General features: G+C 72.0%; 11 protein-coding genes and 1 pseudogene. 5 read left to right on the top strand and 7 right to left on the bottom strand.

Annotated features, from left to right (window positions below; all coding sequences use genetic code 11):
• Positions 1–23: 23 nt before the first annotated feature.
• Positions 24–275, bottom strand: coding sequence for a hypothetical protein (locus tag Acy02nite_RS28700; RefSeq protein WP_203746279.1), 252 nt, complete (start codon positions 273–275; stop codon positions 24–26).
• A gap of 95 nt (positions 276–370) precedes the next feature.
• Here Acy02nite_RS28700 and malQ point away from each other — a divergent pair, with 95 nt between their 5' ends.
• Both malQ and Acy02nite_RS28690 read left to right on the top strand, forming a co-directional pair.
• A complete protein-coding gene (gene malQ / locus Acy02nite_RS28695) occupies positions 371–2,311 on the top strand; it encodes a 4-alpha-glucanotransferase (RefSeq protein ID WP_203746277.1) in 1,941 nt (646 codons plus the stop codon).
• Positions 2,308–2,487 carry an antitoxin gene (locus Acy02nite_RS28690; RefSeq protein WP_203746275.1) on the top strand — a complete coding sequence of 60 codons (180 nt, stop codon included), beginning with the start codon at positions 2,308–2,310 and terminating at the stop codon, positions 2,485–2,487. Before malQ ends, Acy02nite_RS28690 begins: the two co-directional genes overlap by 4 nt.
• A 541-nt stretch (positions 2,488–3,028) precedes the next feature.
• Here Acy02nite_RS28690 and Acy02nite_RS28685 read toward each other — a convergent pair.
• The 3 genes from Acy02nite_RS28685 to Acy02nite_RS28675 all read right to left on the bottom strand — a co-directional run bounded on the left by Acy02nite_RS28685 (position 3,029) and on the right by Acy02nite_RS28675 (position 6,334).
• Positions 3,029–3,403: a hypothetical protein gene (locus Acy02nite_RS28685; protein WP_203746273.1), complete on the bottom strand. Its 375-nt coding sequence runs from the start codon at positions 3,401–3,403 to the stop codon at positions 3,029–3,031.
• Positions 3,404–3,470: 67 nt separating this feature from the next.
• The gene (locus tag Acy02nite_RS28680) at positions 3,471–4,736 is read right to left on the bottom strand and encodes a DUF1501 domain-containing protein (protein WP_203746271.1); all 1,266 of its coding nucleotides are present in this window, start codon (positions 4,734–4,736) and stop codon (positions 3,471–3,473) included.
• Positions 4,736–6,334 (bottom strand): DUF1800 domain-containing protein, encoded by a 1,599-nt coding sequence (locus Acy02nite_RS28675; RefSeq protein ID WP_239175304.1) that lies wholly within the window; start codon positions 6,332–6,334, stop codon positions 4,736–4,738. Before Acy02nite_RS28675 ends, Acy02nite_RS28680 begins: the two co-directional genes overlap by 1 nt.
• Positions 6,335–6,415: 81 nt before the next feature.
• Here Acy02nite_RS28675 and Acy02nite_RS28670 point away from each other — a divergent pair, with 81 nt between their 5' ends.
• Both Acy02nite_RS28670 and Acy02nite_RS28665 read left to right on the top strand, forming a co-directional pair.
• Positions 6,416–7,267, top strand: a complete 852-nt coding sequence (locus Acy02nite_RS28670; protein ID WP_203746267.1) for a spermidine synthase — start codon at positions 6,416–6,418, stop codon at positions 7,265–7,267.
• Positions 7,268–7,426: 159 nt separating this feature from the next.
• Positions 7,427–8,410, top strand: a complete 984-nt coding sequence (locus Acy02nite_RS28665) for a translation initiation factor 2 (RefSeq protein ID WP_203746265.1) — start codon at positions 7,427–7,429, stop codon at positions 8,408–8,410.
• A 310-nt stretch (positions 8,411–8,720) separates the two neighbouring features.
• Here the strand turns inward: Acy02nite_RS28665 and Acy02nite_RS28660 are convergent.
• The 3 genes and pseudogenes from Acy02nite_RS28660 to Acy02nite_RS28650 form a co-directional block, all read right to left on the bottom strand.
• Positions 8,721–9,710, bottom strand: a pseudogene (locus tag Acy02nite_RS28660) (TerC family protein); the annotation flags it as partial.
• Between the two features lie 53 nt (positions 9,711–9,763).
• Positions 9,764–10,519 carry a pentapeptide repeat-containing protein gene (locus Acy02nite_RS28655; RefSeq protein ID WP_203746256.1) on the bottom strand — a complete coding sequence of 252 codons (756 nt, stop codon included), beginning with the start codon at positions 10,517–10,519 and terminating at the stop codon, positions 9,764–9,766.
• A gap of 31 nt (positions 10,520–10,550) precedes the next feature.
• Positions 10,551–11,675, bottom strand: coding sequence for an acyltransferase family protein (locus tag Acy02nite_RS28650; protein WP_239175303.1), 1,125 nt, complete (start codon positions 11,673–11,675; stop codon positions 10,551–10,553).
• Between the two features lie 231 nt (positions 11,676–11,906).
• On the opposite strand from Acy02nite_RS28650, the gene Acy02nite_RS28645 reads away from it, so the two are divergent.
• Positions 11,907–12,692 (top strand): alpha/beta fold hydrolase, encoded by a 786-nt coding sequence (locus Acy02nite_RS28645; protein WP_203746252.1) that lies wholly within the window; start codon positions 11,907–11,909, stop codon positions 12,690–12,692.
• Positions 12,693–12,731: the final 39 nt, after the last annotated feature.

Genomic DNA, 12,731 nt, shown 5'->3' with positions numbered 1-12,731 from the left:
TTCCCAAACTAGGACGGATCTCCTCAGCGCCGCCTGCGTTTGCGGGAAATCAACACTATTGCCAGCACCACACCCCCCACGACGAGCAGGCAGCAGATGCCGGGAAGGAAGAAGAAGCCGAAACCCCGGCTGCGCGTACGCCGTTTGGCGGCCTCGACCGCAAGGTCGTCCACCCCGTTCGTCGCGGCCCAGGCGTGCACCGGGATCACCAGGGTCAGCACTGCGCCGGTCAGCGCCGCGGTCAGCCGCGGCCACCATTTCACCATGTCACCCATGTGCCCCATGCTGACCGATGTAAGCAACGGCCGCGACTCGGAGTAGCCACCGATGATCACGGGTACTCCAGCGGCCGGAGACGGGAAGGGACAGCATGGACGCGAAGCTCGAGGCGTTGGCCAGGGCACACGGGGTGGCCACTCGGTACGAGAACTTCCAGCGCCGCGACACCGAGGTCGCGCCTGAGTCGGTGATCGGCGTGCTGGGCCTGCTCGGCGTCGACGCGAGCACACCGGCGGCGATCGACGCGGCACTGGCCGGCGTCACGACCAGCGACGACCTGCCCGGGACCATCGTGCTGCGCGAGGGCCAGAGCCGGCAGCTGCCCGCGCCGGCCGAGCTGGTCCTGGAGGACGGCACGACCCGGACCGTCGACGTGCTCGAGGACCTGCCGCTGGGCTGGCACCGGCTCGGCGGGACGACAGTCGTGGTGGTGCCCGTCCAGCTGCCCCGGCCGCCGGAGACGTGGGGCTGGATGCTGCAGCTCTACGCGCTGCACTCGGCGGACTCGTGGGGCATGGGCGATCTCGGTGACCTGCGGTCGTTCGTGGAGCAGAGCGGGGACGCCGGGCTGGTGCTGCTCAACCCGCTGCACGCGATCACCCCGGTGCCGCCGGTCGCGGCCTCGCCCTACTCGCCGTCGAGCCGCCGGTTCGCGAACCCGCTCTACCTGCGGATCTCGGACACCCGGGAGTACCAGCGCGCGGACAGGTCCGTACGGGAGCGGATCGATGCCCTGCGACCGGCGGCGGGCGAGTTGATCGACTACACCGCCGTCTGGGAGGCGAAGCTCGCCGCCCTGGAACTTCTCTGGCCTCTCGCCGAGCCGTCCGACCAGGCCGACGACCCCGGGCTGATCGATTTCGCGCGGTTCTGCGCGCTCGCCGAGCAGCACGGCCCGGACTGGCAGAAGTGGCCCGAGGAGCTGCGGCATCCGGACTCCCCCGCCGTCCAGGCCTACCGCAGCGACCGGATCGCCTTCCACGCCTGGGTCCAGCGCCTGGTCGAGCAGCAGCTCGACGCGGCCCGCGAGGCGGCCGCCGGCATGCCGGTCGGCATCGTGCACGACCTGGCCGTCGGCATCGACCCGGGCGGCGCGGACGGCTGGCTGCTGCAGGACGCGCTGGCAGCCGGCGTGCGGGCGGGCGCGCCGCCGGATGCGTTCAACCAGCTGGGCCAGGACTGGGGGCTCGCCGCGTGGCGCCCCGACATGCTGATCAAAACCGGATACGCGCCCTACCGTGACATGCTGCGCCGGATCTTCCGGCACGCCGGCGGCCTGCGGGTCGACCACGTCGCCGGGCTGTGGCGGCTCTGGTGGGTGCCGCCGGGCATGGGGCCGGCGCAGGGCACCTACGTGCACTACGACCCGGAGGCGATGCTCGGCATCCTGGCGCTCGAGGCGCAGCGGGCCGGCGCGGTCGTGATCGGCGAGGACCTCGGCACCGTCCTGCCCGAGATGACCGACACGCTGGAGCGGATGAACATGCTCGGCTCCTCCGTCCTCTGGTTCACCCGGGACTGGGACACCGGCGAGTTCCGCCCCTCCGCCGAGTACCGCCGCAACGCCCTGGCCAGCATCTCCACCCACGACCTGCCGACCGCAGCCGGATTCCTCGCCGGCGAGCAGGTCGAGGTCCGCGCCGAGCTCGGCCAGCTGGCCGGCACCGTCGAGCAGGAGTGGGCCACCTGGAAGGCGGACAAGACAGCGCTGCTGGAGCTGCTGCGCGGCGAGGGCCTGCTCGACTCGGAGGAGCCCGCCGACGTCGTGCTCGCCATGCACGAGTTCCTCGCGCGCACCCCGTGCCGCCTGGTCACCGCGTCGCTCTACGACGTCCTGCTGGAACGGCGGCAACCGAACCTGCCCGGCACCTTCGACGAGTACCCGAATTGGCGGATCCCGCTGCGCGCCGACCTCACCGAGGTGGTTGCCGACCCACTTTTCCGCAAGGTTGCCGAGATTCTGGGTAAGCGGAACACCGAGACAGTTGAGTCAGAAGTGATCGAGCCACAAATGAAGGAGACGCCACGATGAGCTTCCTCGACAAGGCCAAGGACTTCGCGGACAAGCACGACGAGCAGGTCGACCAGGGTCTGGACAAGGCCGGCGACCAGGTCGACCAGCGGACCGGGAACAAGTACTCGTCGCAGGTGGACCGCGGCGTCGACGAGGCCCAGAAGCGGACCGGCGCCGGCGACACCCAGCCCTGATCCGTCTCGCCTGATCCGTCTCGGACAGGCTCAGACATAGAAGAGGGGACCGGAAGATCAACTTCAAGATCTTCCGGTCCCCTCTTCGCTGTGGTCCGGATCGTCGCTCCCGCGGGGACCCTTCCGGGCTTCGCAGGCCGCTGGCGCGGCCAGAACGCAAAGCCCTCCAGGGCGACGTCCGCGGGTGGGCACGCTCAGAGCAACAGACCCGTCGACGCCCTCGAGCGGCCCGCGCAGTGCCACCGCCCGGAGTCCGCGACGCCGCCGATGGTCCCGGCAGCAGCGCGCCCCCGGTTCCGGCTGGTTGTCATGGGCGTTATTCGTGCCTCATAACGCCCATGACAACCAGCCGGGACCGTGACCGCCGCGCATGCCCGGCCCCGCGCGGACCCCGCGCTCATCGCGATCGCAGCGCGCGTCACGCTTGCCCGGCCCCGGGCGGACCCGGCGTGGACTCCGGGCACGTCAGGTCGCGTCGCGGGCCGGCCGCACGTGGACTGCGCGTGACTCGTGCCTGCGGCGCGCCTCACGGTCGTGGTGGTCAGATGTCGAGGGGCTCGGGGCCGGGCTCGTCGTCGACGGCGAAGAGCATCGGGTGCAGCGGCAGGTACGTGTCGGGCTGCCGGCAACTGGCCGGCGGCAGCAGCGACGACCGGTGGTCCGGATGCTCGTGGCAGTGCCGGGTCGCCCGGAGGACCGCGTCCGGGTGGTGCCGGCCACCGCCGTACTCGCCGCAGCTCTCGCAGTCCCACCGCCAGAACGGCAGCCCCTCGTCCGAGGTGTGCCGGCGGATCCTGAGCGGCGGGCCGGCCCGGTGCTCGGCCGCGCGCAGGATCGCCGGCATCTGCCCGGTGGGCGGCGGGCCGGTCGGGCGCCGCTGGCCCCCGATGAGTTCGGCCAACAGGTTGCTGGTCACCGTCACCTCCGTACGTCAGAAATGTCGGTGACAGTGTGAAGCGGCGACCGTGACCGAAAGGCCGGTTTCAGCGCGCGGTCACCACACCGAGCGACGACGCCGGAACGCCGGGGAAGACCGAGGCCAGGTCCCGAACGCCGCAGCGGGCGCGAAGGATCTCGCCGATCACCGCGCGATAGTCGGTGGTGACCGCCAGATCGCCGTCGCGCAGCTGACCCGCGCCCAGGCCGGGCCAGGTGCCGTGGACCTGGCCGCCGCGGACCCCGCCGCCGAGCAGGAACATCGCGTTGCCGTACCCGTGGTCGAGCCCGCCGGAGCCGTTCTGCGCCACCCGCCGGCCGAACTCGCTGATCGTGACCAGCGTGACCCGGCGCAGCCCGTCCGGCCCCAGGTCGGTCGCGAACGCCGCGATCGCGGACGCCAGCTGGGCGAGCTGGTCGTGCATGCGCCGGCCGGGTTGCGCGACACCCAGGTTCTCGTGCATGTCCCAGTCGCCGGAGTCGACGGTCGCGGTCATCAGCCCGGCGCCCGCCTTGATCATCCGGGCCACGTCGCGCAGCGCCGCCCCGAGCTCGGTCGACGGGTAGGACGCGCCGTTCGCCGGGGTGTATCCGGCCGCCCGCAGCGCCTTGCCGCGGTCCAGGGCGCCGGTCAGCTGACCCGCGGTCTTCGCCAGGGTCGCCGGCGCGCCCTTGTAGAGCGCCGCCATCGTCGCCGCGAGCGGCTTGGCCGCGTCGTCGCCGGTCAGCGCGAGCCCGTCGATCGAGGTGACACCGAGGTACGGCGCGGGCCCGTCGAGCACCCGGGCCGGGCGAGCCGTCCCCATCGCGATCGCGTCGAACGGGTCGTCAGCGCCGAGCGAGCCGAGCATCCGGCTCAGCCAGCCGGTCCGCAGCGAGGTCCCCGGGGCGGCCCGCTCCAGCTCCTCCATCGCGGAGAAGTGCGACCGGTTCGGGGCCGGCTGCCCGACCGCCTGCACCGCGGCGAGCTTGCCCGACGTCCAGTACGGCAGCAGCGGCGCCAGCGCCGGGTGCAGGCCGAAGAACGTCCCGCCGCCGATCAGCTGGGACTTCGGCACCCCGATCCCGGGCCGGGCGGTGTAGTACCCCGGGTCGCCGGCCGGCACGACCGCGGACAGCCCGTCGAACCCGCCGCGCAGCGAGAGCAGCACCAGCACGTCCCCGGAGTACGCCGGGTCGGCCGCGAACGCCAGCTGGGTGTCGAGCTGCGAGCCGGCCAGCCCGGCGAACGCCCCGGCCGCTCCCGCGGCGAGCAGCCGCCGCCGGGACAGCGAGACCTTGCGCGCTTCGTCGCAACCACAGTTCACAGTCATCACCTCAGGGCAAAGTTCGGGGCGTTGAGCAGCATCGCCATCAGGTACGGGTACATCCAGCCAACCGCGGGATCGTTGTATTTCAGTGGCGAGGCCGGAGTCTTGCCGTAGAAGCTCGCCAGCGCCGCGGTCTGCTCGCCGCCCAGCGTGACCCCGAGCAGCCGCCGGGCGGTCGCGTCGATCAGAGCGCCGTAGGTGGCCGGCCGCGCGCCGATCATCCCGGTCAGCAGGTCGGCCGGTCGGACCAGGTCGGCAGGCCAGTTCCCGGCCGCGATCGACAGGTGGAAGTTCCACCGCACCAGCAGGCCGGACGGCGAGGCCCAGGCCGCGGCGACGTCCGGGTATCCGTTCGGCGGCCCCCAGAGCAGCGGCGCGTGACCGGCGTTGCGGGCCATCCAGTAGAGGCTCTCGTACGTCTTGGTCCCGCTCGGCGGCGGCCCGTAGCCGAGGATCCGCACGGTGGCCGCCAGATCCTCCAGCGGCGTACGCGTCTTCGCGCCCACCGACGAGGCGAACTCCTGCGACGTGAACAGCGCCCGCAGCACCGGCACGATCGCCGACCGGTTGTCCAGGTAGACCTTGACGAGCTTGGTGATCAGGCCGGTCGGCGGCACGTCGGCGACGAAGCGGACGCACAGCTTGGTGACGATCCGGCGCGCGGTCGACGGGTGCATCGCCAGGTGGTCGAGGAACGCCATGGCGGCCGCCTCGCCACCGGTCGTGGTCGCGTTGGCGTGCGTGAACCCGAGGATCCGCACCGCGCCGGTGACGTGGTTCGCGGCGTCGTACCGGTACTGCCCGGTCGTGTTGTCCACGGTCAGTCCGGTGAGCAGCCTCGCGGCGTCCTTGACGTCCGGTTCGGCGTACTCCAGCCCGACCGTGTGCAGCTCCATCAGCTCGCGGCCGTAGTTCTCGTTCGGCGCCAGCCGGGTGGAGTACCGATTGTCCAGGTACGTGAGCATCGCCGGGTGCCGCGCCGACGCCTTGAGCATCTCCGCGAACGTGCCCAGGGCGTACTTGCGGATCACGGTGCGGTCGTAGTCGGTGCGGCTGTCCCAGACGTCGCCGGACGGGCAGGTCACGTTGAGATGGTTGGACCAGAAGTCGCACATCACCTCGAACAGCTGGCGCTCGCTCCAGATCGCCCGGACCGGCGCGGCGAACGACAGCTGCCACATCGGGCTCCAGTCGAACTGCTTGAGCTGGCCGGCCGCGACCCGGGCCCGGATCTCGCCGATGCTCAGGCCGCACAGCGGCAGCCGGGCGATCAGCGCGTCGGCCGCGCTGTCGTCGATGCTCCCCGGGTTGAGTTGCCGGTCCAGCCAGGCGCTCGCGCCCAGCGTGCGGATCTGCGCGATCGCGGCGGGGCTCGGCCCGAAGGTCGCCCGGCGCAGCAGGTGCAGCAGCGGGTCGGCGGGCAGCAACCCGCCGGTGGCCTCCTCGATCACGATGCCGGGCTCCACCGCGGTGCGGAACCGGGGGTCGGCGGGCGAGGCTGCGAGGGCGGGCGAACCCGTGGCAAGTACCGCCGCCGCGCCGGCCGCGGCCGCGCCGCCGATCGCCGTACGCCGATTCAGGGTCTGCTCGAAAACCGTCACGGGACAAACGTCGGAAGTTTTCGCGCCGGCCATCGCGTTCCCTGCCCGGTGCTACCGAATCGCTCCCTGCACAATTGCCGGATGGCACAGCGCAGGGCGTCGCGACGGCGTAGTGAGACCGTCGCCTCGGGCGTCGCGGAACTGGTCCCGGATCCGGATCGGGACACCGCTTTCACACTGCTGCTCGACGACGCGCCGCAGTCACACGTGGACCTGGCCGACCCGGCGTACCTGCAGTTCGAGTACGTCCGGCGGATGGCCGCGGCGATCGACCTGGTGGCCGAGCCGGGCCGGCCGCTGCGCGCGCTGCACCTGGGCGGTGGCGCGCTGACCCTGCCGCGCTACCTGGCCGCGACCCGGCCCGGGTCCGCCCAGCGGGTCGTGGAGATCGACGGGCCGCTGGTCGAGATGGTCCGCCGGGAGCTTCCGCTGCCGGAGCGGGCGAACATCCGGGTCCGGGTCGGCGATGCGCGCGAGGCCGTGGAGAGCATGCGGGACAGCGCGTACGACGTGATCGTGCTCGACGTCTTCGCCGGCGCCCGCACCCCCGCGCACCTGGCGTCGCTGGAGTTCGCCGAGCAGCTCGCCCGCGTGCTCGACCCGGGCGGCTGGCTGGTCGCGAACATCGCCGACGGCCCGCCGCTCAAGCATGCCCGCGCTCAGGTCGCCACGATCCGCGCGGTTCTGCCGCAGGCGTGTCTGGTGGCCGACGCAGCGGTGCTCCGCGGCCGCCGGTTCGGCAATCTGGTGGTGCTCGCCGGGCGCACCCCGCCTCCGGTGGCCGAGCTCACCCGCCGGGCCGCCGGGGACTGGTTCCCGGGGCGGGTGGAGACGGACCTGGATCGGTTCGCGGCCGGCGCGGCGCCGGTCCCGGACGCCTCGGCGGTGGCTTCGCCCGCACCACCGGCCGGGCTGTTCGGTAACCGAAAGTGATCAAAGGAGTGACCGATGGTTCACCGGTCATCACCGTCCGGTGTCGAATCCGGAAGTTGTGGTGTGATTCGCGTCGGGTGACTGGCGACACCGGTAGGACAACGCTGTAATCGTTTCGGCCGCGTTTATCCGACCGCGGCGTGAACGGGGAAGGCAACCATGTTCCACCAGCACTTCCTGTCCGCACCGGGCACCGATCTCGGACCGCTGGACAGCGGCGAGCGGGTGCTCTGGCGCGGCCGCTGCGCCGTGGCCGAATATGCCTTCGACGAGGCCTCCTCGCTACCGCGATGGACCCTGCCGGAGGAGACCGACGTCCTGGTGACCGACCGCCGGGTCCGCTACACCCATGCGAACGAGAACACGCTCAGTAGTGGTGAGCTCTTCTGGCTGTGGCCGCAACACCTGCGCGTGCAGCCGGGGAACCGGGACATCGGCCGGACCGCGACCGTCACCCAGATCCAGCTGGTCTGCAACGGGCCGGAGGGCAGTTTCCCGGCGCTGGTGTTCGCGGGCGGCGACCTGGCGACCGTGAACGACGCCGACAAGCTGGCGAACGTGCTGCGCCAGGCGATCGCCCGGTTCCGGGTGGAGAACCAGACCGAGATCGGGGTGGCCCCCGCGCACGCGCGGATGCTGGCGCGCCTGGTGATCGGCCCGGAGTTCACCAACTACCAGGGCGGCGAGGGGCAGACGGTGACGCTGCTCGGCTCGGTCCCGGTGCCGGCCCCGGAGCCGGCCGACCCGGTCTACGACGAGCCCGGGTACGCCGAGCCGGGGTACGCCGAGCCCGCCTACCAGCAGGAGCCGGCGTACCGGGAGTCGGTCTTCCAGGAGCAGTCGTACTCCGAGCCGGCCTACGAGGCCGCCCCGGTCTCCTCGGTGCCGGTGTCGTCGCTGCCCACCTCCGGCTCCCGGGGGCAGGCCGACCGGCCCGGGATCGCCGCCGACGCCGTCCGCGCCGAGCAGGCGATGCGCGCCGAGCAGGACATCCGTTACACCGAGCCGGACCTGGCGTCCCGGGCGTCGAGCCTGGCCGCCCGGGTGGCCAGCCTGCTGTCGGAGGACGAGGAGTTCGGCGGCCAGACGACGAACCTGTCCGCCTATCTCAACCGGTCGGACGACCCGCAGTCACGCCGCTGACCGGACCGGCCGCGGCTCGCGGCCACGCCGCTGTCCGGCTCTGGCTGCGGCTCCGGCTCCGGCTGCAGGCTCGCGGTCACGCGGCTGACGGCTCCGGCTGGACGAAGCAGTGGCCGGCCGCGACCCGCTCGGCGTGCACCCGGTGCGCGCGGCGCAGCAGGTCGGCCAGCTCGCTCTGCCGGATGCGCTCGCGATGGCGCTCCGGCAGGCTCTGCAGGTTTCGCTCCTCCTCCAGGAGCAGGTGGTACACCTCGTCGCAGTAGGTCGGGTCCTTCTCGATCTCGAGGAACTCGTTCGCCCGGCGGCGCGCGGCCGCCGCGTACGTCCGGGCGCGGCCGCGCGGGCTGAGCAGGGACGCCACCACGGTCACCAGCAGCACCCCGACGATGATCCCGAGCGACGCGACGGTCGGGATCTCGGTGACGCCGATGTGCTCGCCCTCGTTGATGAACGGCACGTTGTTCTGGTGCAGGGCGTGCAGGATCAGCTTCACGCCGATCAGCGCCAGGATCGCGGCCAGGCCGTAGGAGAGGTACACCAGGCGGTCCAGCAGGCCGTCGATCAGGAAGTACAGCTGGCGCAGGCCGAGCAGCGAGAACGCGGTCGCGGTGAAGACCAGGTAGACGTTCTGCGTGAGCCCGAAGATGGCCGGGATCGAGTCCAGCGCGAACAGGATGTCGGTGCCGCCGATCGCGACCATGACCAGCAGCATCGGGGTCAGCACCCGCTTGCCGTCGCGGTAGGTGACCAGCTTGTCACCGTCGAAGGTGTCCGACGTGCGCAGCACCCGCCGGGCGAGCCGGATCATCACGTTCTCCGGCGCCTCGTCGTCGGAGTCCCGGTCCTTCTCGCGCACCAGGTTGCCCGCCGTGACCAGCAGGATCAGCCCGAAGATGTAGAAGATCCAGGCGAACGAGTTGATCAGCGCGGCGCCGAGCAGGATGAACCCCGTCCGCGCGACGAGCGACACCGCGATCCCGACGAGCAGCACCTTCTGCTGGTCGGCGCGGGGCACCTTGAAGCTGCCGAGCAGCAGCAGGAAGACGAAGAGGTTGTCGACCGAGAGCGCCTCCTCGGTGACATATCCGGCGAAGTACTCGGTGCCCATCGTGGACCCGCCGAACACCCAGACCCCGGCCCCGAACAGGATCGCGATCGACACGTAGATCCCGGTCCACAGGGCGGCCTCACGCAGGCGCGGCACGTGCGCCCGCCGGACGTGGACGAAGAAGTCGAACAGCAACAACCCGATGATCCCGAGAACGGTCAGGAGCCACACCACGCCGGACACATCCTGCATCGGTCCAGCTTAGGGCCGATCGCCCCGGCTCACCTCCCGGCAACGGGTGATCTTCAAGCGGCGTCCGTCACTGCCGCGCGCAGTTGCGCCGCGGTGAGGAACAGCGCCCCGGTCAGATCGGCGCCCCGCAGATCGGCGCCACGCAGGTCAGCGCCGGTGAAGTCGGCCCGCCGCAGATCCGCGCCGCGCAGATCGGCCCCGATCAGCAGGGCGCCGCGGAAACTGGCCCCGCGCAGGTCGGCGCCGCGGAACCGGCGGCCGATCAGCTGGGCGCCACTGTGGTCGGGCCGGCGGCCACCGGCTCCGGCCCGGGCCAGGTCACTGACGCGGCGCAGCAGGGGCACGGCCTTCTTCCGGTACGTGTCGACGTCGAGCCCCCGCAGCTCGGCGGCCGGTCGCGCGGCCACCGCGTCGATCTCGTCAGCCGCCGCCCGCAGCTTCGGGTGCAGCGCTTTCGCCTCGTCCAGCCGCAACGCCTCGGTGAGCAGCCAGAGCAGCTCGTGCAGTTGACGCACGACCGGCAGGACGGCGAACATCGCGCCCGCGATCTCCGGGGCGCTCCGCCAGTCGCGCCCGCCGAACGTCTCCTGGGTGATCCGCTGGCCGGCGCCGAAACAGTCGAACACCACGCAGCCACGGAACCCGCGCTGCGGCAACTGCTCGTGAATCGTGCAGCGGAAGTCCTCACCCAGGTTGCGGCACGCCTGACCGGCCGGCTTGTTCACGGCGAAGTCGGAGGACTTGGCGAAGGCCGGGGCGACACAGCACAGCGCCGCGCATCGGGTGCAGTCGGCTTCGAGCCTGGTCACGGCTCCACCTCCGTACGTACCAGGAATCTGATCATTTCTCCTCACGTCCCCGGGCGGATCGCACCAACCGCCCCTCCCGGGCCTGCCGCGGCAGTGTCACGCCCTTGGCATCCGCCGCCGAGGCGGCGCGCAACTCGGCGAGCGCGTGCCGCAGGCTGGTGCGGATCCGCTTGGCCAGCGGCCGCTCCACCAGACGATGGACCAGCCAGGACAGGCCGAGCAGCAGCACGACGGCGCCGAGCACGAGCACCCAGGCGGGCAGCCGCGTCGCCTCGTAGCCGTGCCGGATCAAGGTGTACCCGATCCGCTGGTGCAGCAGGTAGAACGGGTACGTGAGCGCGCCGGCCACGGTCAGAACGCGCCAGCGGATCCGATCGGTCCAGCCCAGCGCGACCACCAGCACCGCCGCGAAGGACAGTGTGACGATCAGCAGGCCCGGCCAGACCGGCACGTGGAAACCGGGGTCGATGTCGCTCACCCGGTCGCTGACCCGCTCGACGCCGAGCAGCCAGGCGAAACCGTAGATGCCGAGCAGCAGCGCCGAGCGCCCGAACCGGTGGATCAGGAACGCGGCGATCCCGGCGATGAAGTACGGCGCGTACTGCGGGATCGCGATCACGGTGATCGCCGTGCTGCCCAGCGCCGGCCCGATCGCCGCGACCGTCATCCAGATCGCGCAGAAGAGGACCACCCGGCGGTACGTCAGCCCGAACGCCGCCAGCGCCGCGAAGAGCAGGTAGAAGCGCAGCTCGACGAAGAGCGTCCAGTAGACGGTGTCGACCGCCGGGACGCCCAGCGGCTCCTGCAGCATGGTCAGGTTCGCCGCGATCTCGCGGATGCCGGGCTTGCCGGTGACCGTCACCCCGCCGTCGATCGGCGCCAGCGTGACCACCGCCGCGGTGATCAGCACGCACGCCCAGTACGCCGGGTAGAGCCGGCTGACCCGGGACGTGAAGAAGTCACCCAGGCTGCGGTTCCAGCTGCTCATGCCGATGACGAACCCGCTGATCAGGAAGAACAGCTCGACGCCGAGGAAGCCGTAGATCGTGACGTGGGTCAGGTGCGGCAGGAAGTACGCCGGCTCCCGGGCCCCGTCGATCCGCCACGCCGCGGTGAGGTGGAACCCCGCCACCGCCAGCGCCGCGACCAGTCGCAACCCGTCGAGCACAGCCAGCCGGACCGGTCCGGCCGGACGTGCGGGAACGACGGGGCGTGCCGGCGTGACCCCGGCGGCATCCCTCCCCTGACTTCGCGGTGGCTCCGGCGACAGCGTCCCGCTTTGCCCGGGTGGTCCGGTTCGCGCGCTGTTGGCCGTGTTCTCGTTCGTCATCGGAGCGGAGAATAGCCGCCGGAGCCGGAAAGCACCCACCGACCTAAGATCCACGACATGGACCGACCACTGCCCGTGCACTTCAGCCGGCGGGCGGCCCTGCGTCACCGCGCCGCGCATCCACGTGGGCTTCCGCCCGGCGCCCGCCACCCCGGCGACGGCTCACCGGCCACCGGGCCGGTGCCGGTGATTCTCGTCCACGGCACGAACGGGCGTTCCTCGTCCGACTGGTTCACGCTCGCGCCGCTGCTCACCAACCACGGGCGCGACGTCTACCCGTTCGACTGGCGCCGCGCCCGCCCGGCGGCCGGGGCGAGCGCGACGCACCGGCACGCGCTGGAGCTCGCCGCGTTCGTCGACACGGTCCGTACGTCCACCGGCAGCGACCGCGTCGACGTCGTCGGCCACTCGTGGGGCGCGGTCCTCGCCCACTATCTCGTCCGCTGCCTGCCCGCCGAGCCGGCCGCCGGCGCCGTGCGCACCCTGGTCGGGCTGGCGCCGACGTACGGCGGGACCACCCTGCACGGGCTGCTGCGCCGGCCGGACCGGCTCCCCGGCAACCTGCGCCGCTGGCTGGACGCGAAGATCCCCACCTGGCGCGAGCAGGTCCCCGGCTCCGCGGTCCTGACCGCGATCCACACCGCCCCGGCGGCGCCGGCGACCCGGTTCACCACGATCGTGACCCGTTACGACCAGATGGTGACGCCCTACACCGCGTCCCTCACCGCCGCGCCGCACGCCACCCCCGTGGTCCTTCCCTGCGCCGCCGTCGTCGGCCACCTCGGCATCCTGCACCACCCGGCGTCGCTGACCCCGGTGCTCCACGCCCTCGACGCCGGCTGACCACGCGCTCCCGGGCATGAGCCGGCGCACGCCGCCTAG

This window comes from Actinoplanes cyaneus, assembly GCF_016862095.1.
In the GTDB taxonomy this organism is placed as follows: domain Bacteria; phylum Actinomycetota; class Actinomycetes; order Mycobacteriales; family Micromonosporaceae; genus Actinoplanes; species Actinoplanes cyaneus.
This window is presented reverse-complemented; position numbering and strand designations above follow the sequence as displayed.

Coding starts and splice junctions, on each gene's coding strand:
- Acy02nite_RS28700 (WP_203746279.1), bottom strand. CDS start 275: ATGGGTGACATGGTGAAATGGTGGCCGCGGCTGACCGCGGCGCTGACC.
- malQ (WP_203746277.1), top strand. CDS start 371: ATGGACGCGAAGCTCGAGGCGTTGGCCAGGGCACACGGGGTGGCCACT.
- Acy02nite_RS28690 (WP_203746275.1), top strand. CDS start 2,308: ATGAGCTTCCTCGACAAGGCCAAGGACTTCGCGGACAAGCACGACGAG.
- Acy02nite_RS28680 (WP_203746271.1), bottom strand. CDS start 4,736: ATGACTGTGAACTGTGGTTGCGACGAAGCGCGCAAGGTCTCGCTGTCC.
- Acy02nite_RS28670 (WP_203746267.1), top strand. CDS start 6,416: ATGGCACAGCGCAGGGCGTCGCGACGGCGTAGTGAGACCGTCGCCTCG.
- Acy02nite_RS28665 (WP_203746265.1), top strand. CDS start 7,427: ATGTTCCACCAGCACTTCCTGTCCGCACCGGGCACCGATCTCGGACCG.
- Acy02nite_RS28645 (WP_203746252.1), top strand. CDS start 11,907: ATGGACCGACCACTGCCCGTGCACTTCAGCCGGCGGGCGGCCCTGCGT.